Source organism: Pseudomonas sp. P5_109 (assembly GCF_034009455.1).
Classification (GTDB): domain Bacteria; phylum Pseudomonadota; class Gammaproteobacteria; order Pseudomonadales; family Pseudomonadaceae; genus Aquipseudomonas.
Genome location: NZ_CP125380.1, coordinates 3,917,499 through 3,940,566, shown reverse-complemented (window position 1 = coordinate 3,940,566; position 23,068 = coordinate 3,917,499). Strand labels below are relative to the sequence as shown.

The window sequence follows — 23,068 nt, the reverse complement described above, 5'->3', positions numbered from 1 at the left end:
TGCTATCTATGTCCACACCCATCATTCCTTGGATGGGCGGCAAACGCCGCCTGGCCGCCCGTCTCATTCCACTTTTTCCGCCCCACGAATGCTACGTCGAAGTCTTTGCCGGCGGCGCCGCGCTCTACTTCATGCGGCCCCAGGCTGCACCCGTTGAAGTCCTCAACGACATCAACGGCGACTTGGTTACGCTGTACCGCGTCGTGCAGAACCACCTCGAAGAGTTCGTTCGCCAATTCAAATGGGCGCTGAGCTCGCGCCAGGTGTTCGAATGGCAGAAGATGACCCGCCCCGAAACCCTCACCGATATTCAGCGCGCCGCGCGATTCTTCTATCTGCAGCACCATGCGTTCGCGGGCAAAGTGACTGGGCAGACGTTTGGCACGGCGACCACCGGCCCGGCCATCAATCTGCTGCGGATCGAGGAGAACCTCTCGGCTGCCTGGCAACGACTGTCCGGTACCTACGTGGAAAATCTGCCCTGGCTGGAATGTGCCGAGCGCTATGACCGACCGCATACTTTCCACTACATGGACCCGCCTTACTGGCAGACCGCCGGCTATGGCGTGGACTTTCCGTTTGAGAACTACGAGCGCATGGCTGATTTCATGCGTCGCTGTAAGGGTAGGGTGATGGTCAGCATCAACGATCACCCGGATATTCGGCGGGTGTTCGAAGGTTTTCACTTCGAGACGCTGGATATCCGTTATTGCAACACCAATCAACGGCAGGGCAAAGCTGAGGTCAGCGGCGAACTGGTGATCATGAACTGGGTACCGGCATCTTTGGGGGGGTTGTTTTAGTTGCCAAAACTGCTCATTCGTGTAGTCGGGTGAAGGGAATCGAACCCTCGTTATCAGCTTGGGAAACCGATAACGAGGAAAGGCAGAATCAATTTTTGGAATTACTTGTGTTCTACAGGGGTTGTCGAAATTTCAATAAACTAATTTATAGTTTTGGAGTGTTTATAACGGAATGCCCTTGCGGTTTGCATCAACATTCCATGCTCTTATTTTAGACAAGAACTCCCACACGTCACCTTCGGCCGGTTTTATATAGTCATCCGATGAAGGGTCTTCCCCCATCTTTTCAAATACCTCAATAAGCCATGAAGGGCCATGCCCGGAGGCCTTCGTGAACGGCAGCCATGACTCCAGTTCCCCTCTAGGGACGACAAACATTCCGTAGTCGGCCAATTGGTCTAAAAGGTTTATAGCAGCTTCTTTTTCCGCCGCATTGAGTATGTCAATGCCTCCGTCTCGCTTCATATTAAGACCAGTGGCATCCATCGCTTGCTTAACCGCTATTCTCATGGTGGCAAGTGCGTTGTGTGATATGGTCGGGATGTTGGCACTCGTAAGTATGTTTGCCCAGGTGCTACCGCCATCTTTCAATACGTCTATGTCAACAATTCCTGCTGCGGGAATGCCTAGTTCTCGTAATGGACGTATTATTGTTTGAATCGTTTGCTTGTTTTGGGCGTTAATAAATAAGCAGTTTGGGATTCCACGGTTTGGGCAAAATCGTAATAACCGTTCATTTATCTCTTGATAGAAGGCACGGTCAGCATCAGATTCAGTAACAACAACAAATTCATAGAATAATCCGCTAAGAACACCAGTGGATCGGAGTAGTGGGTTTCTCATCAGTTCCAGAATGTCTGCGCTTGGAAGTATTCGTGAAGTTGCAATGCCTCCTCTATATGTAAGCCTTACAATATTGACAGGTGCCCCGGAATGTATGCACCCCATGACGAAGGTAGGGCTATGAGTAGAAACAAATACTCGTTTATCCTCGGATAATGCGGCCCTTGAGATCTCATATCCTAGCTTCGAGGCAAGCGAAGGGTGCAGAAATGCTTCTGGCTCGTCAATTAGAATCACGCGGGGATCACCTGCGATTAGTTCTGTGATTATGCCAGTAAAAGCTTTGACTCCGTCGCTTGCGATTCCTATTGGTAGGGCCTTCGAGTGAAAGTCGACTGCTTCCGCATGTATTCCTCGCTCTTCCATATTATCCAGTGGGGCTCGTGGCGAGAGGCGGATTCTCAGATGTCCGAGATGTGTAGGGTCGACTACAAAATGTGTATCAAAAGCCTCGTAAATTATACGCCTTACTTCGTGCCTTTTATCGTCATCTCGCAGTAAGACTTGTAGGCTTGTTTGTGGTGGTTGTTGTAAGTCACCGGCTTCCTGATCATTGATAAGATTGATTCGGCTGCGGCCGTCAAGCATTAATGTTGCATGTGTCAGAAACCATTGGCAGTAAGTATTGCTCTCAATTTGGGGGTTTTGTATTAAGTATTGTAACCTCTCAATTGGGACTTGATTTCGACCATATTTGCTGCCTATTAGAATGTATCCAGGCAACATCTGCTCACCCTGATGCTGGGTAAGTGTAAAGTGTTTAATTGCTTCTAAGGTTTTTTCCTTATCTAATCCGTCGAAGGCAACGTCCTCTAAGATCAGCGCATTAGCATCTTTTAATCCGGTCCGGCAATATTGTGTTATTTCGGCTATTACTTTGCTTTTTCCTGAGTTGTTAGGGCCCACAAATACTGTTACTGCTGGGGTCGATACCTCTTCTGCTTCAGATGTCGGTGTGCGCCCAAACCGGAACTTTAATTTTGAGATCATGGACAGTCCAAATAAGCTTGTGGTGGGTGGCTGACTTTAAATAAGAGTAGGCTTCCAGCAACCCAGTTCGTAGTTGATCGCGCCGGCTTCATCCAGTCGTATTGCGAACCAAGAAGCGGGCGTTTAGTTGGCTTATTGATACAGTAGCGCCTTGTTAGCGTCGATTTTCATATTCTGTTACAGGATGCTCGCCCAAGTCTTCTGGAAGCTCATCTAGAAGCTCTTTTGAGTAGTAGTGAAGAATTATTTCACCTTTAGTTAATCTTTCCGTCCAATACCTACCAACTAGCTTTTGTTTTTGCTTCTCAATGATCTGGAACACTGCTGTTCCATCATGGGGAATACTCCGCTCGTTCAAGCTCAGTCTGGGTTTGCTAGTATATGTATACGCTACGCTTTTAATCTGTCGATCAGGGTCAATAAGAAAGCCCTCAGAATACGAAGAGCTTTCCATTTCACTCGTGCGCATCATGCAGCTAATGTGGAAGAAGGACTGATTCACGGTCAGCATTACGGGTATAGGAGGAGGCTTTGCGCCCGTCTCTGGATTTTTCCAATCTGAATATATAAAGCCCACCCAGCTTCCGTTTAAATTCGGAAATGGAACAAGCCAACCTCTAAATATTTTAAATTTCCACCCCCACTTAACAAACACCGCTATCACCAAAAGATCAATGCTCACCACTTTTGGAATAAGCCCAAAAAAATCTAGTACCTTTGATAGATCTAGCCCGCTAAAGTAGGCAATCGAAAACCAAGCAACTGCTGAAATTCCGACCAACAGATACAGCGAGCTTTTAAGTGTTACATTGCGCATTATTTGAACCCGAAGTAGTTCCAAGCTGCTTTTGAAAACTCGCGCCCATCTTCACGAGTCCATTTTTGATTTGAATGAAATAGGTGAAAGAATTCATTCACTTCTACCCAGCGCCCGGAGTCCGGCTCATCACCTTGTAGGTTGTTCCAAATATGAACAAGCATGGCTCTGAGGCACTCTGTCCATGTTGAATGAGCAAACACAGTGTCTGGACAGTTGTAGGCTAGGCATTCCATAAAGAAGGATGGCAATTCGCGGAATGTTTTATCTTCTGCCATTGCGTTTTCAATGCGCTTTAAGAGTCGTGCTCCTTTTTTATAGCTATTACCAGTTCGCTTGTTCTTAGCTATTCCGTATGCCATTTGCTGGGCCGGGTAGTTGACGATACTATTGCCATCTGTCTTGAATATTTTAGTTCCGTCTCTCACCTCGCCGCTTATGTGATACTGAAAGCTAAAACATGGTACGACATCAGCATCTACGCGGGCTGAGCTAGAATTTATCTGTATTGCGGTAGAACCCGTGGAATCTACTTGGTCGGGAAACTTTGCCTCCATTGCGGAAAGAAGTTCGGCTCTCAGCTTTGCTGGGGTCCATATCCCCTCATATGCTTTGCCTGGCGTATGGTTCCCTTTTTCAAACTCGTCCCAATATAGAGCTTCTGTACATTCTACAGCTATATCGACATCACTATCTGAGCGCACATTAGTGTTGTTAGCATAAGATCCTTTCGCATAAATCCTCAATGAGCAATTGTTGAATGGTTCGTGTGAATCTATCGCTTGGCGAATCATTCGCTCCGTTCTATCCTGCTTGTCCTGCTCGGTGTCACTCGAAGGTCCAGTCCATCTGGCCAATTGATCTTCCAGGCTCATTGCTTATCCTTTGAAAACGCAAACTATGAGTAGGCGACACACTTAGCGTAATTTTTACGCTACATGCGTCGCATAACGTTCCTTGTCCATGCGTAATCCCTGGAGCCAAATGAGTCATGGGCATAAGAGAAAAAGCGACAAGACCTGCATGTAGATTACGAAGTCGTTGACGGTGTGTCTATGGCCGGCTTGGGTTGATCGCCCCGTCAGTAAACGTCTGCTTTTGGCTGTGCAGTCACTCCGGTGTCATCATCACCGCGAGTGTCATTTTGATGAACTCCTCGTTGCGGTCGATCGCATCTAGGGCACTGCGCACGTTTTCGGCGACATCTGCGGCTCCCCGCTGTTCCACCCAGTTCGTGAGCTCCATGATGGCCGCTTCTAAAGCGAGTTGATTTTCATTGATCTTGAACAGCAGGGAAGGGAGCAGGTCTGAGTTTGGCATAGTGAATCCTCCGTGGAGTTTTCAGCGTAGCAGCAGGATTTCTCGGACGGTGATCGGGGGGTGTTGGCAGGATGTGGGAAGGCGGGAAAACGGGATAGTTTTGTAACGACACCCGAAAAGTTTTGTAACGTTTTGGGTGTGGTCGGATTTTCGCCAAATCCCAGAAACGAAAAAGCCCTGAATAATCAGGGCTTTGTCGTATAAAGATGGCGGAGGCGATGGGATTCGAACTCATGGACCTGTTACAGTCGACGGTTTTCAAGACCGTTGCCTTAAACCACTCGGCCACACCTCCGTTTGCGTTGCGGGCGCCATAATACCTGAATGAAACACACTGTCAAACTCTCTGCATAGCTTGTTACAGGGCGTCTGTTATGATCTTTGCGACTGAACGTTTCAAACCAACAGGAGTGTCGCCATGCGCGAACAGGATTACGCAGTTAATAACAGCGTGCAGGCTGAGCAGCTAGAGGTTAGCCGCGTCCTGCGCAACACATACGGCTTGCTCGCCCTGACCCTGGCTTTCAGCGGTGTGATGGCCTTCGTTGCCCAGCAGATGCGTGTTGGCTACCCGAATATTTTCGTGGTGCTGATCGGCTTCTACGGTCTTTTCTTCCTCACCAACAAACTCCGTGATTCGGCCTGGGGCCTGGTGTCGGCATTTGCCCTGACCGGTTTCATGGGTTTCCTGCTCGGCCCGATCCTCAACCGTTACCTGGGTATGCAGGGCGGCGCTGAAGTGGTCAGCTCGGCATTTGCAATGACGGCGCTGGTGTTCGGCGGTCTGTCGGCGTATGTGCTGATCACCCGCAAGGACATGAGCTTCCTCGGCGGTTTCATCACGGCAGGCTTCTTCGTGCTGCTGGGTGCGACGCTGGCGGGCATGTTCTTCCAGATCAGCGGCCTGCAACTGGCGATCAGCGCAGGTTTCGTGCTGTTTTCCTCGGTCTGCATCCTGTTCCAGACCAGCGCCATCATCCATGGCGGCGAACGTAACTACATCATGGCCACCATCAGCCTGTATGTATCGATCTACAACCTGTTCATCAGCCTGTTGCAGCTGTTCGGCATCATGGGCCGCGATGATTGATCGTCAGCATTAAGTAAAAAACCCGCCTAGGCGGGTTTTTTATTACCTGGAATTCAGGGTCACTCGACAATGACAATGCTGCCGTCGGCTTGTTGACGGTAGATGGTGTAGGGCAGCAGCAGTGTATCCATCGCTCCGGACACGACCACGTCGAGTAGCACAATAGCCGGGGCGAAACTATGTACCTGCGCATCCCGACCCTCTTCGAGGGGCGCATTCAGGTAGCAGAAATCGTAGGTCACGCCGCTATAGATTCGCGGTACCGCGCCGCAATAACTCTTTTGTTCCTTGAGGCTTTTTGCGGCCGCTTCGTCACTGCGTACAACCGTCTGAATCGTGCCACAACCCGCCAGCATCATTGCCACGAGTAGCATTGCCTGAGTTTTCATGCCGTCAATCCTTCGCCGGAAACCGTCAATCTACTTCAGTCGCAAACAAATATCACTCACGCCATGGGCGGCAACCGGCGCTTGACCGGGGTTTTCTTGACGATCGCCGTATTGGTTTCGGCGTGGGTGTTGAGGCGGTCGAGCAGGGTGTCCAGTTGTTCCATCGAGCGCACATGCAGGCGTGCGATGAAGCAGTCGTCGCCGGTGACCTTGTCGCACTCGGTGAACTCGGGAATGGCCATGATTTGCCGTTCCACTTCCTGCAGTTGCCCCGGCAACGGGCGAATGCGCACGATGGCCTGGAGTTGATAGCCAAAGCTTTTCGGGTCGATTTCTACGGTGTAGCCCTTGAGCACACCACGCTCTTCCAGGCGGCGTAGTCGCTCGGCGACGCTGGGGGAGGACAGGCCGCTGATTTGCGCCAGGGCCTTGAGCGAACGTCGCGAGTCTTGCATCAGGGCCGTGATCAGCACCTGGTCGATGTCATCGGTCATGGCGAAATCCTCTGTAAGGCGTTTTTTCATAATCGCCTTTATAAAAAAGGCAGATTCAGAGTTTAGCCTGCTTTTTGCTATGGAGTGACGCCTGGGTGCATTGGCATACTTTGCCCACAAACACAGGAGTCTGATGATGGACAAATCCCTACGCCGCGGTTCGTTCGAGATGACGGCCGCCATGCTGATCTCCGGCACCATCGGCTGGTTCGTGCTGGTGTCCGGGCAACCGGTGCTGGATGTGGTGTTCTGGCGCTGCCTGTTCGGTGCCGGCACCTTGCTGCTGATTTGCGCGGCTTTCGGCTTTCTGCGCCCTGGCATCCTGACCCGCACCACGTTCTTGCTCGCCGTGCTCAGCGGTGTGGCGATTGTCGGTAACTGGGTGCTGTTGTTCGCGTCCTATTCCCGGGCGTCGATTGCCATCGGCACCGCTGTCTACAACGTCCAGCCGTTCATGCTGGTCGGGCTGGCGGCGCTGTTTCTTAATGAAAAGATCACCACGCAGAAGTTGACCTGGCTGGGCGTGTCGTTTCTCGGGATGCTGGCGATCGTCAGCGCCCATGGCAGCCAGGGCGAGAGCGGCAGCGATTACCTGACGGGCATTGCCCTGGCGTTGGGCGCGGCGTTTCTCTACGCGATTGCCGCGCTGATCATCAAGCGCCTGACCGGAACCCCGCCGCATTTGATTGCGCTGGTCCAGGTCAGCACTGGCGTGCTCTTGCTCGCGCCATTCGCGAATCTCTCCGTATTGCCGCAGGCGCCGAGCGCGTGGGCCAGCCTGGTGACGCTGGGCATGGTGCACACCGGTGTGATGTACGTGTTGTTGTACGGCGCGATTCAAAAACTGCCGACTGCACTGACGGGGGCGCTGTCCTTCATCTACCCGATTGCAGCGATCTTCGTCGACTGGTTTGCCTTTGGCCATCGCCTGGAGCCGCTGCAATGGATCGGGGTCGCGGCGATTCTGCTGGCCGCTGCCGGCATGCAACAAGGTTGGTCATTGAAGTTTCGGCGCACGGTGACGCCGTAACCCGCGACCCAGGCGTCAGATGTTCCAGCGCGGCGCGCTCTTGGCCAGCCGCTGGCGCATCTCGCCGATGTTGGCGGCCAGTTGTTGGGTCAACAAGCGGTACCCGTCCAGGGTGTTGTAGACCGGCGCATCAAGGCTGACCAGTGGCAAATCCATGGACCGGTTGAGCCGCTGGGCGGCGCCTGATTTCAGCGCCCGGGCCATGCCGATCAACTGCACGCGAATCTGTCGATGCTCGGCTTTGAGTGCCGTTTGCAGCAGTCTCATTGCCTCGGGGTCATTGGCATCCGGTCGGGTATTACCGAGGATTTCCAGGGTGCTGACGCACATGCGCAGGTTGCGCTGGAGGGCATCGAGTTCGGTCATGGAGATCTTCACTTCCTTGGACACCGACGGCATCAATGAGCGAAGTTGCACCATCGCCGCGTTCAGGCGAGTCATGAGCTTGAGGTGTTCGTCAGCGGTGATGGCCTGGCCGTCAATGATGCGTCCGTAGATTTTCGCGCAATCTCGCAGCGCATCGGCCAGGTTGTAGCGCCAGGAGTAAACGGCGTACAGCGGCAGGGCGAAGGAAAACGCCAGGGCCAGGGCAATGCCGATCAGGATGTCCACCCCGCGCCACAAGCCATCGGTGACCGGGTTGTCGCCGTGCCCCGCGACGATAAACACGGTAATCGCCGACAGCAGCGCGGTGTAGCCGCCCTTGCCGATGGCGTGGTACGAGAAAAACCCGCAGACCACCGACATCGCGAAATAGGTCAGCCACGGCATCCCGAGCCAGGCCTGTTGCGCCACCAACACCAGGCCGACCCCGGCGCCGATCAAGGTGCCAATGGCACGCTCGGCGGCTTTCTTGCCGATATTGCCATGGTGCTGCAAGCCGCCGATCACCACCAGCATCGTCACCGATGCCCACTCACCGTGGGGTAGCTTGATCCCGGTGGTGAGCAGGATCGTCGCCAGCAATCCGAGTGACACCCGCACCGCGTGGATCAACCGGGCGTGGCGATAGCGCTGGTACGGGTCCAGCAACGGACGCAGCAATCGGCGCAGTAGCGGTGGCAATCGTTGGGCTATGGATGTACTCAGGCTGGATCTCCTCAGAAGATGTAGTCGGTGGTCAGGAAGCTCGAACTGCGGCCGCTGATGATCTCGCTGATCAGGTCCTTGTTGGTTTCCTGGAACTTGGTGGCCACCAGGGTGCGGATCGAAAACACCCGCAGTGCGTCATGGACCGACAAGGTGCCTTCGGCGGAGTTCTTGCGACCATTGAAAGGATAGGTGTCCGGGCCGCGCTGGCATTGGGCATTGAGGTTGATGCGCCCGACCTGATTGGCGAAAGTGTCCACCAGCCGGCCGACCGCCACCGGGTTGGTGCCGAAGATGCTCAACTGCTGGCCAAAGTCCGACTCCAGTACGTAGTCGATCACGGTATCCAGATGACGGTACGGCACGATGGGGATGACCGGGCCGAACTGTTCTTCCTGATAAACGCGCATCTGCGGCGTGACCGGGTACAGCACCGCCGGGTAGAAGAACGACGCCCGGGCCTCACCGCCGTTGGGGTTGACCACCTTGGCGCCTTTGCTCTCGGCATCCGCCACCAGTGCATGCAGGTAGTCGACCTTGCCCGATTCCGGCAGGGGTGTCAGGGAGACGCCGCTTTCCCAGGGCATGCCGGGTTTGAGGTTGGCCAGCCGGGCATTGAATTTTTCGATGAAGGACTCGACCACGTCCTCGTGGACAAACAGGATCTTCAGCGCGGTGCAGCGCTGGCCATTGAACGATAGCGAACCGGTCAGCGCCTCACTGACCGCATTATCCAGATCCACTTCCGGCAGGACGATGCCCGGGTTTTTCGCATCCAGGCCCAGCGCCGCGCGCAAGCGGTGAGGTCTGGGGTGGAGTTTTTTCAGGTCGCTGGCGGCCTTGTTGGTGCCGATGAAGGCAAAGATGTCGATCTTGCCGCTGGCCATCAGCGCGCTGACCGTCTCGCGACCGCTGCCATAGATGACGTTGATCACCCCGGTCGGGAAGCTGTCGCGGAAGGCTTCCAGCAGTGGGCGAATCAGCAGCACGCCGAGTTTGGCCGGCTTGAACACCACGGTGTTGCCCATGATCAGTGCCGGGATCAGCGTGGTGAAGGTTTCGTTCAACGGATAGTTGTAAGGCCCCATGCACAGGGCGACGCCCATCGGCACGCGCCGGATCTGGCCGAGGGTGTCCTGTTCCAGTTCGAATCGGCTGGAGCGGCGGTCGAGTTCCTTCAGCGCGTTGATGGTGTCGACGATGTAGTCGCAGGTGCGATCGAACTCCTTTTCCGAGTCCTTGAGGTTCTTGCCGATCTCCCACATCAGTAACTTGACCACGGCGTCGCGCTGCTCGCGCATGCGCCCGAGGAAGGTTTCGACGTGCTGGATACGTTCGGCCACGCGCATGGTCGGCCACAGGCCCTGACCACGGTCGTAGGCGCGGACCGCGGCGTCGAGGGCGGTCAATGCGGTGTCGGCATCCAGCAGCGGCGTGCTGCCGAGGATCACTTGCTCGTCGCCATTCGGGCCGCTCAGGTACACCGGGCTGCGGACCTGGGCCAGTGGTCCGTTCCAGGTTCTCAGTTGGCCATCGACCAGGTACTCACGCTGCTCGGTCTGGCCGTCCAGGCGGTACTTTTCCGGGATGTCGGCGAGGCTCGGGAACAGGTTCTGGAGAATATTGGCTGTGGTCATGTCGCTACCCCTCTGGATTGGGTGATGCACTGATGAATCGTTTTAGCAGACCTCGGCAACGCTTGTCATGACTCATCTCAGGGTTTTGCCGCACGGCGTGATCGATCGCGGATTTACCGGCGCCGCCGTCATGGCCTCAGAAGCGCCCCTTGTTGGCCCCCAATGCCCTCAACCCGCCCACGCGGGGTGCCTTAGTGTTGACTCTCCTTGATCACAACAAAAAAAGCTGTACCCGGCTGGCCGGGCAGCCAATGAGAGGACAGCCATGCGGGCAAGCCGATTAACTGAAAAGCCTAGCCTTTGTTTGGCCCTGGTGGGGTGCGTCTTTGCGGTGTTGCTGGCGGGGTGCGGGGAAGAGCCGAAAACCGCGCCGAGCCGTAGCGAAGCGGGCGCCGCGAGGCCCGCCGATACCGAGCTGGCGCAGGTCTACGACAACAGCTGCAAGCTTTGCCATGCCAACCCGTCGGCCGGGGCACCGCTGACCGGCGACATCAAGGCCTGGGAGCCACGGGTATTGCAGGGCGCCGACACGCTGCTCGATCACGCGATCAACGGTTACAACGGCATGCCGCCGATGGGCATGTGCATGCAGTGTTCGCAGGAGCAGTTCCTGGCGCTGATTGCCTTTATGTCCGGCCAGCAAATCCAATAATAAGAAGGCAGGGTGCGATTCATGACGATGGACCTGACACGGCGTCAACTGTTGCAACGGGCGAGCGTCATCGGCGCCTTTACCGCGCTCGGCTCAACGCCGGCACTGGCCGAGCTGATGCGCGCGCCACGACTGATTCCCTGGCGCAACTGGTCGGGTGGCCAGAGTTGCCTGCCGGCGGCGCGGCTGGCGCCGAGGAACCTCGATGAGTTGACGCAAGTGGTGCGCCAGGCTCCCGGCAAGATTCGTCCGGTGGGCTCGGCGCATTCCTTCAGCGCGCTGGTGCCCACCGACGGCACCCTGCTGTCGCTGAGCTATTTCACCGGATTGCTCGATCACGACCCGCAAGCGCTGCAAGCCGAGTTTGCCGCCGGCACACCGATGTCACGCATGGGCACGCCGCTCAAGGACATCGGCCAGGCCCTGCAAAACATGGCCGACATCGATTACCAGACCCTGGCCGGTGCGATCTCGACCTCGACCCACGGTACCGGCAAGCACTTTCAATCGTATTCGGCGCATGTCTGTGGCTTGCAGTTGGTGACTGCCAGCGGCGAGGTGTTGGACTGCGACAGTACGCGTCATCCGCAGGTGTTCAACGCGGCGCGGGTGTCGCTGGGCGCACTCGGGGTGGCCACGAAAATTCGTCTGCAGAACCGCCCGGCCTATCGGTTAAGGGAGCGCCAGTGGATTGCCAAGACCGAAGAGTTGCTGGAAGACCTGGACAAGAACACCCGGGAAAACCAGCACTGGGAAATGCTCGTGGTGACCCATTCCGACTACGCCTTGTCGATCGCCCTGAACGAAACCACCGACCCGGCCACACCACCGGTGCCGGCGGATGAGGAGGGTGGCAACGAGTTTGTCACGCTGATCGAGAAGATCGACAAATACGCCAGCGACTTCCCGGACCTGCGCCGCACGATGCTCAACAGCCTGCGCCACCTGGCCAGTTTCGATGACCGGGTGGGCGACTCGTTCGACATCTACGCCAACGTGCGCACGGTGCGTTTCAACGAAATGGAGTATTCCGTGCCGGCCGAATACGGCCCGGCGTGTTTGCGCGAGATCCTCAAGCTGATCCAGGACAAAGACCTGAGCACCTGGTTTCCAATCGAATACCGTTACGTCAAGGCCGACGACATTCCCCTGAGCATGTTCGAAGGCCGCGACAGCTGCTCGATCTCGGTCCACCAGCACTACCAGATGGATCATCACAACTTCTTCGCCGCCATCGAGCCGATTTTCTGGAAGTACAACGGCCGGCCGCACTGGGGCAAGTTGCATACCCTTAACGCGAAAAACCTGCAGCCGTTGTACTCGCGCTGGCAGGAATTCATCCAGGTGCGGCAGGAACTCGACCCCAGCGGCAAATTCCTCAATGCGCATTTGTCATCGATTCTGGGGGTGAGCTGATGGCCGTCAATCGCCGCAGTTTCTTGCTCGGCACTGCGGGTGTCGGCGTCTTGTTGGTCGGTGTCGGGGCGTGGCTGCGGCCGGGTGACCGGGGTGAACCGTACAGCGATTACTTCCGTATGCTGAACCGCGAACTCAAGGACCACGGCCCGATGCGTCCGGTGATGCTGATCGACCTTGATCGGCTCGATCACAACATCGATGTGGTGATGCAATCGGTCAAGCGCGGTGGCAAACACCTGCGGCTGGTGGAAAAATCGCTGCCGGCGCCGGGGCTCTTGAGCTACATCGCCCAGCGTGCCGGCACACAACGCCTGATGTCGTTTCACCAACCGTTTCTCAATCATGACGCCGTGCAGTTTCCCGGCGCCGATATTCTGTTGGGCAAGCCGCTGCCGGTGCGTTCGGCCGAGTTGTTTTATCAGCTGCACAAGGGGCCTTTCGACCCTTCCAGGCAATTGCAATGGTTGCTCGACACACCGGAGCGCCTGCAGCAATACCTCGCCCTGGCCCAGGGGCTGGGCACGCGAGTGCGGGTGAACATCGAACTGGATGTCGGCCTGCATCGCGGTGGCGTCAGCGACCTTGGCGCACTCGGGCAGATGCTCGCGCTGATCAGCCAGCACCCGCAGCATTTGGAGTTCGCCGGGTTCATGGGCTACGACCCGTTCGTGGGCATGGGCGTACCGGGGATTCTGGGCTCGCATGAGGAGCTGTTCGCCAAGGTGATGCTGATCTACAACCGCTGCGTCGATTTCACCCGTCAGCAATACCCCGCTTTATGGCGCGAAGGGTTGACCCTCAATACCGCCGGCAGCCCGAGCTATGGCATGCATGAGCACGAACAGCTCAGCAGCGAAGTGTCGGTGGGGACGGCGATGCTCAAGCCCACTCACTATGATTTGCCGTCGCTGGTGGAGCATGTGCCAGCGGCATATATCGCTACGCCGGTATTGAAAAGCATCGGGGCGGTGAACATTCCGGCGCTGGATGACAAGTCCAGGCTGTTTTCCTGGTGGGACACCAATCAGCGCGAGACCTTTTTTATCTATGGCGGTAACTGGATGGCCGAGCTCGAATCGCCAGCGGGGTTGCAGAGCAATGGGGTGTATGGCCGCAGCTCGAACCAGGAAATGGTCAATGGTTCGGCGGCGGTGGGGCTGGCGGTTGAGGACCAGGTGTTCTTGCGGCCGACCCAGACGGAGTCGGTGTTGTTGCAGTTCGGGGATTTGCTGGCGGTTCGGGGTGGGAAGATTGTGGATAGCTGGCCGGTGTATTCCTGAAGTTTGTTGGGTGATTGTTCCGACGCCTTCGCGAGCAAGCCCGCTCCCACAGGGGAATGCATTCCAAATGTGGGAGCGGGCTCGCTCGCGAAGGCGTCCTTTCAGTCAAAACGCATAGGGAATACTCACCTTCGCCCAAAGCATTTCCCCTTCAGGCCGGTTTTCCACGTCGAACTCCTTGGCCCAGCGAATCTCCGCGCTGGCGTATTTGAGAAAGGTCCAATGCAGCGCCGGACCAATCGCAAACACCTGGCCGCGCACCCCGTCGTTGACGTCCTCGCCATTGAACTGCACGGTGTGGCCGAACTGTTTGTCGTCGGTGGTTTGCTTGAGGTAGTAGCCGTTCAACCCGAGCATCAGGTCGTCGGTGATCTTGAAACTGGCGGAATAATCGAAGTGGAAAATCTGCCCTGACTTGTAGTCGGTGTCCTTGTTTTTTTCGTTGAAGCTGTAGGTGGTCTTCATCGACACCTCGGTCCTGTCCGTCGGCAGCCAGGTGAAGGAAAACAGCGGTTTGTAGGTGTAGAAGTTGTTGCTGGTATTGGCCAGGCGATCGACGCTGTATTCGCCGGTCGGCACCGTGACTTCAATGGCGGCGCCGAGGGTCAGGTTCGGGCCCATGTCCCAGAGAATGATCGGCGCAACTGTGGTGTCGCCCATGCCTTCGCGGGTGTCCTGCGGCAGGCCGAACACCGAGACTTCCTGCTTGAGCCAGGGCTGCGCGATGTAGCCCGCCAGCCGGCCGCCAAACACGCGCACCGGGCTGAGGTAATCCAGGCGCGGAATGACCGCCGTGGATTCGATCTCGACGTTCGGCACCTTGCCGCCGAGCGAGCTGATGTTCAGCTTCGTGGCCTTGTAGTGGTTGTAGTAGAGGTTGAAGGCAACCATGTTGTCCGGAAGGCTGTCGGGCGACAGCGGCAACATGAAAAAGCCGTCGGTGCCGGGGCCGATGTTGTCCACGCCAGCCTCGGTGGCCAGTGCCGGTTGCAGGGCGCAGACGCCGGCCAGGCTGAAGACCAGTAGGGGAAGTGTCGTGCGGGTCGGGGTCATGGGTGTACTCGTTATTATTGTTAGCGGGCTTTTCGGCATCCATACGAGGGCCGCAACATAGAAATAAGCTGTCTGCGCCCCGCAAGGCAGGGTATTGGCGGCCATTTAGGGGGACTTCTGCGGACAGCCTTTGAACCCTGTGCTAACTTCCTTCGACATAACCGGTTACAAAAATAAGAATGCAGCTTGACCCGGAATGTATAGCCCCATGCAAATGAAAGTGACTGATCCCACCTTTGAACTGGCGCTGGTGTCGCCGTTTCTCCTGCAAACCCTGGCCGAAGTCGCCGAGCAAAAAGGCATCCACCCCGAGAGCCTGTGCCGAGGGCTGGGTTTTACCTTCGAGGACCTGCAGGACCCGGCGCAGCGTATTTCCTATCGCCAGGCCGTGGCGATGATTCAGCGTGCGCTCAAGGCCTTGCCCAATCAGGGCCTTGGCTTGTGGGTCGGCGCGCAGAATGTGCTTGGGACGCTGGGGTTGCTCGGGCATGTGTTGTCGCTGTGCAAGACCCTGCGCGATGCTTTCGAACTGGGTATTCGCCATCAGCACACCTCGGGCGGCATTGTCGTGTCGAGTGTGGAGGAGGCGGGTGACCGGGTGTTTGTCGACGTTGAATGCCGCTTGCCGTTCGCCGACGTGCAGTTGTTCGCGGTCGAGGAGTTTTTCGCCAGCCTGCTGGTGTACGGCCGGGCGCTGGCCGGGGCGGATTTCAAACCGATGGCCGTGGAGTTCATGCATGCCGCGCCGGACTATCTCAACGAATATTCACGACTGCTGGGGCCGGACGTGCGTTTCGGTTGCCTGCAAAACCGCATGGTGATCGCTGCGCACTGGCTGGACGTTCAGTTGCCCAACCACCATTCCCTGGCCCTGCGTCAGGCGGTGAAACTGCTCGAACTGGAAGCCGCGCAAGTGCACCAGAAAATGGATCTGATCCAGGCGGTGGAACGGGCGATTGCCCGGGACCTGACCGAGGGCAGCCACATCGAGAAAATCGCCTGCGACCTGAACATGAGCAGCCGCACCTTGCGCCGCCGCCTCACCGAACACGCGCTGACGTTTGAAACGCTGCTGGAACAAGTGCGCCAGGCCCGCACCATGAGCCTGCTGGCCAACCCGGACATGTCCATCGAGCGCATCACCGAGGAAGTCGGCTACAGCGACGTACGCAGCTTTCGCCGGGCGTTCAAGCGCTGGACCGGCATGAGCCCGAGTGCGTATCGCAACGAAAGCCCCAGCGTGGTTTGATTTCCTGTGGCAAGCGGCTTCTGTGGAGAGCGGGCTTTTGTGGCGAGGGGGCTTCTGTGGCGAGGGGGCTTGCCCCCGTTGGGTTGCGAAGCAGCCCCAAAATCTGTTGACTCGGTATGACTGAAAATAGAGGGGAGCGCTACGCGCTCCAACGGGGGCAAGCCCCCTCGCCACAGAAGCCCCTTTGCCATAGGTTCCTGGGCCCGGATGGCACACAAACCCTCGTACTCCGGTTAAACTCCGTGCTCTTTTTCAAGGAGTTCATATGAGTCATTACCAGCCGGGCATTCTCGCCACCCCCGTTCCGCCTCAAGCCCGCCATATGTTCTTCGCCCTCGAATCGGTCGAGGCATTGCCGGCCGCGCTCGACAACTTGATGCAGCTGGTGGACGGGAAATCGGCTGTCGTCGGCTTTGGTGAATCGCTGGTCAAGGCGCTGGATGGGCAGATCGAAGGCCTGCGAGCGTTCCCGGCATTGACCGGTGTCGGGGTCGATAACCCGTCGACCCAACACGCACTGTGGTGCTGGCTGCACGGTGAAGACCGTGGTGAGTTGCTCAACCGCAGCAACGCCATTGCGGCGGCATTGGCCCCGGCCCTGCGCCTGGTGCAGATGAATGAAACCTTCCGCCATATGACCGGCCATGACCTGACCGGTTACGAAGACGGCACCGAGAACCCCCACGACGCAGCCGCTGTTGCCGCCGCCCTGGTGGCTGAGGGCGTCGACGGCACGATCGGCGGCAGCTTCGCCGCGATCCAGCAGTGGCAGCATGACCTCAAGGGCTTCCATGCGATGCCGTCCCATGAAAAGGACAACATCATGGGCCGCCGCTTGAGCGATAACGAAGAGATCGACGACGCGCCGGTCTCCGCTCACGTCAAACGTACCGCCCAGGAAAGCTTCGCGCCTGAAGCCTTCGTGGTGCGCCGCTCGATGCCGTGGATCGAAGGCGAGCGAGCCGGCCTGATGTTCCTGGCCTTTGGTTTTTCCCTTGATGCCTTCGAAGCCCAACTGCGCCGCATGAGCGGTCTGGAAGACGGCATCACCGACGGTTTGTACCGCATCAGCCGTCCAATCACCGGTGGCTACTACTGGTGCCCGCCGCTCAAGGACGGTCGACTGGACCTGCGCGCATTGCGCATCGGTTGAGAATCAAGGAGAGCCTATGAATCGGGTGCGCTGGGGCATGATCGGTTGTGGCAGTGTCGCTGAACGCAAAAGCGGCCCGGCCTTCTACAAGGCACCCGGATCGGCGTTGGTGGCGGTGATGGGCCGGCGCCTGGAAGCCGTCACCGACTACGCCGCGCGCCACGGTATCGCCCGGGTCTACACCGATGCGCAAGCCTTGATCAACGATCCCGAGGTCGACGCGGTGTACATCGCCACGCCGCCCGACAGCCATCACGCATACGCCCTGCAGGTGGCCGCCGCCGGCAAGCATTGCTGCGTCGAAAAGCCGATGGCGCTGAACGCCGGGCAAAGCCGCGAGATGCAGCAGGTGTTTGCCGATGCCGGGCTGCACTTGTTCGTGTCCTATTACCGGCGTTCGTTGCCACGCTTCCGGCAAGTGCGGCAATGGCTGGAGGAGGGGCGGATCGGCGAGGTCCGGCACCTCAGCTGGACCCTCACCAAAACCCCGTCGGCGGCAGATCAGAACGGCAGCGAAAACTGGCGCACCGATCCGGCGATTGCCGGCGGTGGCTACTTCGCCGATCTGGCCAGCCATGGCCTGGACCTGTTTCAGTACCTGCTCGGCGATATCGTCGAAGTCGCCGGGCTCACCGCACGGCAAGCCGGTTTGTATGCCGCCGAAGATGCCGTCAGCGCCACCTGGCGGTTTGCCAGCGGAGCACTGGGCATGGGTTGCTGGAACTTTGTCGCCGATCGCCGCGAAGACCGGGTCGAAGTGATCGGCAGCCAAGGCCGGATCACTTTTTCCGTATTCGATGAGCACCCGATTGAGCTGCACGCCGATGAGCACCTGAGCCTGGCCATCGAGCATCACGCCCACATTCAGTGGCACCACGTATTGGGCATGAACGCGCATATTCGTGGCGAGGCGCAGCATCCGGCCGTGGCCGGCGAAGCGCTGAAAACCGATTGGGTGATGGACCAGATCCTCAAGCGCCACTGATTCTTCAGGCCACACATAACCCCCTGTAGGAGCGAGCCTGCTCGCGATGGTCGTCAACGATAACGCTGGAAGTCTGACACCCCACGGCGTTCTCGGGTTTATCGCGAGCAAGCTCGCTCCTACAGTTTCGGATTGCGTTGCGCATCTAACCTTATGCGCATTCGGTATTTCTCAAGCCTGCCATAACCTCTCTAAGATCACGTCATAACTCGTTATAACAAGCGATCTGCCATGACCGATAACGTTCTATCCCTGAGCAGCGTCCCGTTGCACACCCAGCTGCGAGACGTGCTGCGCGCCCGTATCCTTGACGGCGAATACCCGCAAGACAGCCAGATGCCTTCCGAAAGCGAGCTTGGCGCGTTGTTCAAAGTCAGCCGCATCACCGTGCGCCAGGCCTTGGGTGATCTGCAAAAGGAAGGGCTGATCTTCAAGATCCACGGCAAAGGCACCTTCGTCGCCAAACCGAAAACCTTCCAGAACGTCAGCACCCTGCAAGGCCTGGCCGAGTCCATGACCGGCCGCGGCTACGAGGTGATCAACCGTCTGCGCAGCTTCAAATTCATTGCCGCCGACAAGCACGTCGCCGAGCGTTTGCAGGTGGCCGAAGGCGAGATCGTGGCGCAGGTCAAACGGGTGCGTCTGATCAACCGCGAGCCGATTTCCCTGGAAATCACTTACCTGCCCAAGGCCATTGGCGAGCGCCTGGAAAAAGCCGACCTGATCACCCGCGACATTTTCCAGATCCTGGAAAACGACTGTGGCCTGGCCCTGGGGCACGCCGACCTGGCCATCGATGCGGTACTGGCCGACAGCGACCTGACCCAGGCGCTGAATGTCGAACCTGGCTCGCCGATCATGCGCATCGAGCGCCTGACCCACGATGTCGACGGTCGGCCGCTGGACTTCGAACACCTTTACTACCGTGGCGATGCCTTCCAGTACCGCCTGCGGATCGACCGGCAAAAAGGGGGTCAGGCATGACGCGCAGCACGTTGGAGCAGGAATACGACATCGTCGTGATCGGTGGCGGCACCGCCGGCCCCATGGCGGCGATCAAGGCCAAGGAGCGCAACCGCGACCTGCGGGTGCTGTTGATCGACAAGGCCAACGTCAAGCGCAGCGGCGCGATCAGCATGGGCATGGACGGCCTGAACAACGCGATCATTCCCGGCCACTCGACGCCGGAGCAGTACACCAAGGAAATCACCATCGCCAACGACGGCATCGTCAACCAGGCCGCGGTGTACGCCTATGCCACCCACAGTTTCGAAACTATCGAGCAACTGGACCGCTGGGGCGTGAAATTCGAGAAGGACGAAACCGGCGACTACGCGGTGAAAAAGGTCCACCACATGGGCGCCTACGTGTTGCCGATGCCGGAAGGGCACGACATCAAGAAGGTCCTCTATCGCCAGTTGAAAAGGGCGCGGGTGAGCATCACCAATCGCCTGGTCTGCACCCGTTTGCTCACGGATGAAGAGGGCGCGGTCAACGGCGTGATGGGCTTCGATTGCCGAACCGCTGACTTCCATGTGATCAAGGCCAAGGCGGTGATCCTCGCCTGCGGCGCCGCCGGACGCCTCGGCTTGCCGTCCTCGGGCTACCTGATGGGCACTTACGAAAACCCGACCAATGCCGGCGACGGCTACTCGATGGCCTACCACGCCGGGGCCGAACTGGCGAACCTGGAGTGCTTCCAGATCAACCCGCTGATCAAGGATTACAACGGCCCGGCGTGTGCCTATGTCACCGGTCCCTTGGGTGGCTACACCGCCAACAACAAGGGTGAACGCTTCATCGAGTGCGACTACTGGAGCGGGCAGATGATGTGGGAATTCCATCAGGAGCTGGAAAGCGGCAATGGTCCGGTGTTCCTCAAGCTCGATCACCTGGCCGAGGAAACCATCCAGAACATCGAAGAGATCCTGCACAGCAACGAGCGTCCGAGCCGTGGCCAGTTCCACGCCAATCGCGGCACCGACTACCGCACGCAGATGGTCGAGATGCACATCTCCGAGATCGGCTTTTGCAGCGGGCATTCGGCGTCGGGGGTGTGGGTCAACGAAAAGGCCGAGACCTCGGTCAAGGGCCTGTACTCGGCGGGCGACATGGCCGCGGTGCCGCACAACTACATGCTCGGCGCGTTCACCTACGGCTGGTTCGCCGGTAACAACGCGGCGGATTTTGTCGCCGGGCGCGAGTTTTCCGCCCTGGATACGGCACAGATCGAAACCGAAAAACAACGGGTCTACGCGCCGCTGGACCGCGAACATGGCCTGCCACCGGCCCAGGTCGAGTACAAGCTGCGGCGCTTCGTCAACGACTACCTGCAACCGCCGAAAGTGACGAAGAAGATGCAGATCGGCCTGCAACGCTTCAGCGACATCCAGCGCGACCTCGACCAGATCAAGGCCCACAACGCCCACGAACTGATGCGCGCCATGGAAGTCAGCATGATCCGCGACTGCGCCGAAATGGCTGCCCGCGCTTCATTGTTCCGCGCCGAAAGCCGCTGGGGGCTGTACCACCATCGCGTCGATCACCCGCAGCGCAACGACCGCGACTGGTTCTGCCATTGCCACCTGAAGAAGGACGAAAACGGGTTGATGAGCAGTTTCAAGAAAGCCGTCGAGCCTTACATCATCCCGCTGGATGCCGACGAGATGCAGGCCTACGACCGGTTGCGGGTCGGTGCCGATGCGGCTTGATGCCGACAACAAGAGAGAGACTGAACATGGCTTACCAACCCCAGGAAATCTTCTTCCGCTCCAACGCACCGGTCACGGTCGATGAGGACCTTTGCATCGCCCACAAAGGCTGCACCGTGTGTGTCGACGTGTGCCCGATGGACCTGCTGGCAATCAACCCGGCCACGCAAAAGGCCTACATGGCCTTCGATGAATGCTGGTACTGCATGCCCTGCGAAAAGGACTGCCCGACCGGGGCGGTGAAAGTCGAGATCCCGTACCTGCTGCGCTGAAACACAGTCCATGTGGGAGCGGGCTTGCTCGCGAAGAGGCCGGCACAGCTGGCATCCCCATTGACTGACAGGACGCCTTCGCGAGCAAGCCCGCTCCCACAGGGGATGGTGGCCAGTCGCAGGTCTTGTGTACACCAGAAAAACTGTGGGAGCGGGCTTGCTCGCGAAGAGGCCAGCACAGACAACCCAAAACGCCATCCGGCAACCACCGGACGCCTGATTCACAACACCCCTCGTTTCCCACCACGCCCTGATCGTGGCGGAGACGAACATCCTATAAATGATTCGAGGGGAAACACTCATGTTGCGTGCAACTTTGGCCGGTCTGGTACTGGCTTCATTCACGTTGTCGGCCTCGGCCGAAACCATCCGCATTGCCATCGGCACCCAGGACACCACCATCAACTGCGCCGCCGGCGGTCTGTTGATTCGCGAACTCGGGCTACTGGACAAATACCTGCCCCACGACGGCCCCTACAAGGACGCCCATTACGACGTGCAGTGGAAAAACTTCACCAGCGGCGCACCGCTGACCAACGAGATGGTCGCCGGAAAACTCGACTTCGGCGCCATGGCCGACTTCCCCGGCGCGTTCAACGGCGTGGCGTTCGAAACGGCAGGCAAGCACAGTCTGTTTATCAGCGTGCTGTCGGGCAGCACCAAGGGCAGTGGCAACGGTATCGTCGTACCGAGTGCGTCGGGCGTGCAGTCGCTGGCCGAACTCAAGGGCAAGACCATCTCCGTGCCGTTCGCCTCCACCGCCCATGGCATGTTGCTGCGAGCCGTGGCGGCCCAGGGCTGGGACCCGCTCAAGGACGTCAACATCATCGCCCAGCCGCCGGAAGTCGCCGGCTCCGCGTTGCAGGCTGGAAAGATCGATGCTCACGCCGACTTCGTGCCATTCGCCGAACTGTTCCCCAGCCGTGGCTTCGCCCGCAAGATCTATGACGGCTCCCAGGCCAGTGCGCCGACCTTCCACGGCGCGCTGGTCGACCAGGCCTATGCGCAGAAGTACCCGGAAATCGTCGTCGCTTACCTGCGCGCGAGCATCGAAGCCAACCAGCTGCTGGCGGCTGAACCGGAGAAATACAGCGAGCTGATCGCCAAGGTCACCGGGGTCGATGCCGAGGTCAACTACCTGTTCCACGGCCCCCTCGGCGTGCAGACCCGCGACCTGAGCTGGAAGCCGGAATACCGTCAGGCCGTGGGCACCGCCATCGATACCCTCAAGTTGTTGAAGAAGGCCGATCGCGGTCTCGATCTCAACACCTTCATCGACGACCAGTACATCCGCGCCGCCTTCAAGGCCTCGAACCTGGACTACAGCGCGCAGCTTGCGAACTACCAGCAGACACCGCTCACAGCCGTCGATGCCGCCAGCGGCAAAGCCATCACCGACTTCAGTCACGTGGCGGAAATCTGGGTGCGCGGCGAGCCGAAAGTCCGTCAGTACGCCTCGGCGCAAGCGGCGTTTGCCGCGCTGGCAGCCTTGAAGCAGGAAGGCAAAAACATCCGCGCGGTGTACGCCCAGGCCAGTGACAGCGGGATCAAGTTGCTGGCGGATCAGGCGTGGTTTGCCACCGATGGCAAAGGGCAGCTGAATGCGTTCCTGCTCAAAGGCCAGGCCCAGCAGTTCGCCAGCGCGCAAGGCGGCAAAGTCTTCGATTTCACCGATGCCACAGCGCAGGCCGTGGCCACCCGCTAACCCTGTAGGAGCCGGCTTGCTGGCGATTGCTGACTGACATTCAACATTGATGTCGATGACCCGCCGCTATCGCCAGCAAGCCGCTCC

Annotated in this window: 22 protein-coding genes and 1 tRNA gene; 13 read left to right on the top strand and 10 right to left on the bottom strand. The window is 58.1% G+C overall.

Going from position 1 to position 23,068, the window contains the following annotated elements; all coding sequences use genetic code 11:
- Positions 1 to 8 precede the first annotated feature (8 nt).
- Positions 9 to 803, top strand: a complete 795-nt coding sequence (locus QMK54_RS17655) for a DNA adenine methylase (RefSeq protein WP_320400984.1) — start codon at positions 9 to 11, stop codon at positions 801 to 803.
- 162 nt (positions 804 to 965) lie between these two features.
- Here QMK54_RS17655 and QMK54_RS17650 read toward each other — a convergent pair whose 3' ends face one another.
- The 5 genes from QMK54_RS17650 to QMK54_RS17630 form a co-directional block, all read right to left on the bottom strand.
- Positions 966 to 2,636 (bottom strand): ATP-dependent nuclease, encoded by a 1,671-nt coding sequence (locus tag QMK54_RS17650; RefSeq protein WP_320400983.1) that lies wholly within the window; start codon positions 2,634 to 2,636, stop codon positions 966 to 968.
- 154 nt (positions 2,637 to 2,790) lie between these two features.
- Positions 2,791 to 3,453: a hypothetical protein gene (locus QMK54_RS17645; RefSeq protein ID WP_320400982.1), complete on the bottom strand. Its 663-nt coding sequence runs from the start codon at positions 3,451 to 3,453 to the stop codon at positions 2,791 to 2,793.
- A complete protein-coding gene (locus QMK54_RS17640) occupies positions 3,453 to 4,328 on the bottom strand; it encodes a nucleotidyltransferase (protein ID WP_320400981.1) in 876 nt (291 codons plus the stop codon). The genes QMK54_RS17645 and QMK54_RS17640 overlap by 1 nt, the downstream gene beginning before the upstream one ends.
- A 235-nt stretch (positions 4,329 to 4,563) precedes the next feature.
- The gene (locus QMK54_RS17635) at positions 4,564 to 4,773 is read right to left on the bottom strand and encodes a hypothetical protein (protein WP_320400980.1); all 210 of its coding nucleotides are present in this window, start codon (positions 4,771 to 4,773) and stop codon (positions 4,564 to 4,566) included.
- A gap of 207 nt (positions 4,774 to 4,980) precedes the next feature.
- A tRNA-Ser gene (locus QMK54_RS17630) sits at positions 4,981 to 5,068 on the bottom strand.
- 123 nt (positions 5,069 to 5,191) lie between these two features.
- On the opposite strand from QMK54_RS17630, the gene QMK54_RS17625 reads away from it, so the two are divergent.
- Positions 5,192 to 5,863: a Bax inhibitor-1/YccA family protein gene (locus QMK54_RS17625; protein ID WP_103393095.1), complete on the top strand. Its 672-nt coding sequence runs from the start codon at positions 5,192 to 5,194 to the stop codon at positions 5,861 to 5,863.
- 59 nt (positions 5,864 to 5,922) lie between these two features.
- Here the strand turns inward: QMK54_RS17625 and QMK54_RS17620 are convergent, their stop codons facing one another.
- The gene (locus QMK54_RS17620; RefSeq protein WP_110657088.1) at positions 5,923 to 6,252 is read right to left on the bottom strand and encodes a YceK/YidQ family lipoprotein; all 330 of its coding nucleotides are present in this window, start codon (positions 6,250 to 6,252) and stop codon (positions 5,923 to 5,925) included.
- 56 nt (positions 6,253 to 6,308) lie between these two features.
- Positions 6,309 to 6,746 carry an Lrp/AsnC family transcriptional regulator gene (locus QMK54_RS17615; protein ID WP_015094848.1) on the bottom strand — a complete coding sequence of 146 codons (438 nt, stop codon included), beginning with the start codon at positions 6,744 to 6,746 and terminating at the stop codon, positions 6,309 to 6,311.
- A 136-nt stretch (positions 6,747 to 6,882) separates the two neighbouring features.
- On the opposite strand from QMK54_RS17615, the gene QMK54_RS17610 reads away from it, so the two are divergent.
- Positions 6,883 to 7,776, top strand: coding sequence for a DMT family transporter (locus QMK54_RS17610; RefSeq protein WP_110657089.1), 894 nt, complete (start codon positions 6,883 to 6,885; stop codon positions 7,774 to 7,776).
- A gap of 15 nt (positions 7,777 to 7,791) precedes the next feature.
- Here QMK54_RS17610 and QMK54_RS17605 read toward each other — a convergent pair whose 3' ends face one another.
- Both QMK54_RS17605 and QMK54_RS17600 read right to left on the bottom strand, forming a co-directional pair.
- Positions 7,792 to 8,841 (bottom strand): FUSC family protein, encoded by a 1,050-nt coding sequence (locus QMK54_RS17605; RefSeq protein WP_223590935.1) that lies wholly within the window; start codon positions 8,839 to 8,841, stop codon positions 7,792 to 7,794.
- 35 nt (positions 8,842 to 8,876) lie between these two features.
- Complete coding sequence (locus QMK54_RS17600; RefSeq protein ID WP_320400979.1) at positions 8,877 to 10,502, bottom strand: NADP-dependent glyceraldehyde-3-phosphate dehydrogenase; 1,626 nt, start codon at positions 10,500 to 10,502, stop codon at positions 8,877 to 8,879.
- A 265-nt stretch (positions 10,503 to 10,767) separates the two neighbouring features.
- Here QMK54_RS17600 and QMK54_RS17595 point away from each other — a divergent pair, with 265 nt between their 5' ends.
- The 3 genes from QMK54_RS17595 (at position 10,768) to QMK54_RS17585 (ending at position 13,853) form a co-directional block, all read left to right on the top strand.
- Positions 10,768 to 11,154 (top strand): c-type cytochrome, encoded by a 387-nt coding sequence (locus QMK54_RS17595; RefSeq protein WP_320400978.1) that lies wholly within the window; start codon positions 10,768 to 10,770, stop codon positions 11,152 to 11,154.
- A gap of 117 nt (positions 11,155 to 11,271) precedes the next feature.
- Positions 11,272 to 12,570 carry a D-arabinono-1,4-lactone oxidase gene (locus tag QMK54_RS17590; protein ID WP_413787374.1) on the top strand — a complete coding sequence of 433 codons (1,299 nt, stop codon included), beginning with the start codon at positions 11,272 to 11,274 and terminating at the stop codon, positions 12,568 to 12,570.
- A 74-nt stretch (positions 12,571 to 12,644) separates the two neighbouring features.
- Positions 12,645 to 13,853, top strand: a complete 1,209-nt coding sequence (locus tag QMK54_RS17585; protein ID WP_320402924.1) for a DSD1 family PLP-dependent enzyme — start codon at positions 12,645 to 12,647, stop codon at positions 13,851 to 13,853.
- Between the two features lie 105 nt (positions 13,854 to 13,958).
- Here the strand turns inward: QMK54_RS17585 and QMK54_RS17580 are convergent, their stop codons facing one another.
- Positions 13,959 to 14,906, bottom strand: a complete 948-nt coding sequence (locus QMK54_RS17580) for a transporter (protein ID WP_110657101.1) — start codon at positions 14,904 to 14,906, stop codon at positions 13,959 to 13,961.
- A 208-nt stretch (positions 14,907 to 15,114) separates the two neighbouring features.
- Between QMK54_RS17580 and QMK54_RS17575 the strand changes: the two genes are divergently transcribed.
- From QMK54_RS17575 to QMK54_RS17545, 7 genes are all read left to right on the top strand, one after another.
- A complete protein-coding gene (locus tag QMK54_RS17575; protein WP_320400977.1) occupies positions 15,115 to 16,155 on the top strand; it encodes an AraC family transcriptional regulator in 1,041 nt (346 codons plus the stop codon).
- 265 nt (positions 16,156 to 16,420) lie between these two features.
- Positions 16,421 to 17,308, top strand: a complete 888-nt coding sequence (locus QMK54_RS17570; protein ID WP_110659647.1) for a Dyp-type peroxidase — start codon at positions 16,421 to 16,423, stop codon at positions 17,306 to 17,308.
- 16 nt (positions 17,309 to 17,324) lie between these two features.
- The gene (locus tag QMK54_RS17565) at positions 17,325 to 18,293 is read left to right on the top strand and encodes a Gfo/Idh/MocA family protein (protein WP_223590848.1); all 969 of its coding nucleotides are present in this window, start codon (positions 17,325 to 17,327) and stop codon (positions 18,291 to 18,293) included.
- Between the two features lie 231 nt (positions 18,294 to 18,524).
- On the top strand, positions 18,525 to 19,277 hold the full coding sequence (locus tag QMK54_RS17560) for a GntR family transcriptional regulator (protein WP_320400976.1): 753 nt from the start codon (positions 18,525 to 18,527) through the stop codon (positions 19,275 to 19,277).
- Complete coding sequence (locus QMK54_RS17555; protein ID WP_223590839.1) at positions 19,274 to 21,004, top strand: fumarate reductase/succinate dehydrogenase flavoprotein subunit; 1,731 nt, start codon at positions 19,274 to 19,276, stop codon at positions 21,002 to 21,004. The genes QMK54_RS17560 and QMK54_RS17555 overlap by 4 nt, the downstream gene beginning before the upstream one ends.
- 26 nt (positions 21,005 to 21,030) lie before the next feature.
- Positions 21,031 to 21,276, top strand: coding sequence for a ferredoxin family protein (locus tag QMK54_RS17550; RefSeq protein ID WP_007946457.1), 246 nt, complete (start codon positions 21,031 to 21,033; stop codon positions 21,274 to 21,276).
- Positions 21,277 to 21,556: 280 nt separating this feature from the next.
- The gene (locus QMK54_RS17545) at positions 21,557 to 22,981 is read left to right on the top strand and encodes an ABC transporter substrate-binding protein (protein ID WP_320400975.1); all 1,425 of its coding nucleotides are present in this window, start codon (positions 21,557 to 21,559) and stop codon (positions 22,979 to 22,981) included.
- Positions 22,982 to 23,068: the final 87 nt, after the last annotated feature.

Coding starts and splice junctions, on each gene's coding strand:
- QMK54_RS17655 (WP_320400984.1), top strand. CDS start 9: ATGTCCACACCCATCATTCCTTGGATGGGCGGCAAACGCCGCCTGGCC.
- QMK54_RS17650 (WP_320400983.1), bottom strand. CDS start 2,636: ATGATCTCAAAATTAAAGTTCCGGTTTGGGCGCACACCGACATCTGAA.
- QMK54_RS17645 (WP_320400982.1), bottom strand. CDS start 3,453: ATGCGCAATGTAACACTTAAAAGCTCGCTGTATCTGTTGGTCGGAATT.
- QMK54_RS17640 (WP_320400981.1), bottom strand. CDS start 4,328: ATGAGCCTGGAAGATCAATTGGCCAGATGGACTGGACCTTCGAGTGAC.
- QMK54_RS17635 (WP_320400980.1), bottom strand. CDS start 4,773: ATGCCAAACTCAGACCTGCTCCCTTCCCTGCTGTTCAAGATCAATGAA.
- QMK54_RS17625 (WP_103393095.1), top strand. CDS start 5,192: ATGCGCGAACAGGATTACGCAGTTAATAACAGCGTGCAGGCTGAGCAG.
- QMK54_RS17620 (WP_110657088.1), bottom strand. CDS start 6,252: ATGAAAACTCAGGCAATGCTACTCGTGGCAATGATGCTGGCGGGTTGT.
- QMK54_RS17615 (WP_015094848.1), bottom strand. CDS start 6,746: ATGACCGATGACATCGACCAGGTGCTGATCACGGCCCTGATGCAAGAC.
- QMK54_RS17610 (WP_110657089.1), top strand. CDS start 6,883: ATGGACAAATCCCTACGCCGCGGTTCGTTCGAGATGACGGCCGCCATG.
- QMK54_RS17600 (WP_320400979.1), bottom strand. CDS start 10,502: ATGACCACAGCCAATATTCTCCAGAACCTGTTCCCGAGCCTCGCCGAC.
- QMK54_RS17595 (WP_320400978.1), top strand. CDS start 10,768: ATGCGGGCAAGCCGATTAACTGAAAAGCCTAGCCTTTGTTTGGCCCTG.
- QMK54_RS17590 (WP_413787374.1), top strand. CDS start 11,272: ATGCGCGCGCCACGACTGATTCCCTGGCGCAACTGGTCGGGTGGCCAG.
- QMK54_RS17580 (WP_110657101.1), bottom strand. CDS start 14,906: ATGACCCCGACCCGCACGACACTTCCCCTACTGGTCTTCAGCCTGGCC.
- QMK54_RS17575 (WP_320400977.1), top strand. CDS start 15,115: ATGCAAATGAAAGTGACTGATCCCACCTTTGAACTGGCGCTGGTGTCG.
- QMK54_RS17570 (WP_110659647.1), top strand. CDS start 16,421: ATGAGTCATTACCAGCCGGGCATTCTCGCCACCCCCGTTCCGCCTCAA.
- QMK54_RS17565 (WP_223590848.1), top strand. CDS start 17,325: ATGAATCGGGTGCGCTGGGGCATGATCGGTTGTGGCAGTGTCGCTGAA.
- QMK54_RS17560 (WP_320400976.1), top strand. CDS start 18,525: ATGACCGATAACGTTCTATCCCTGAGCAGCGTCCCGTTGCACACCCAG.
- QMK54_RS17555 (WP_223590839.1), top strand. CDS start 19,274: ATGACGCGCAGCACGTTGGAGCAGGAATACGACATCGTCGTGATCGGT.
- QMK54_RS17550 (WP_007946457.1), top strand. CDS start 21,031: ATGGCTTACCAACCCCAGGAAATCTTCTTCCGCTCCAACGCACCGGTC.
- QMK54_RS17545 (WP_320400975.1), top strand. CDS start 21,557: ATGATTCGAGGGGAAACACTCATGTTGCGTGCAACTTTGGCCGGTCTG.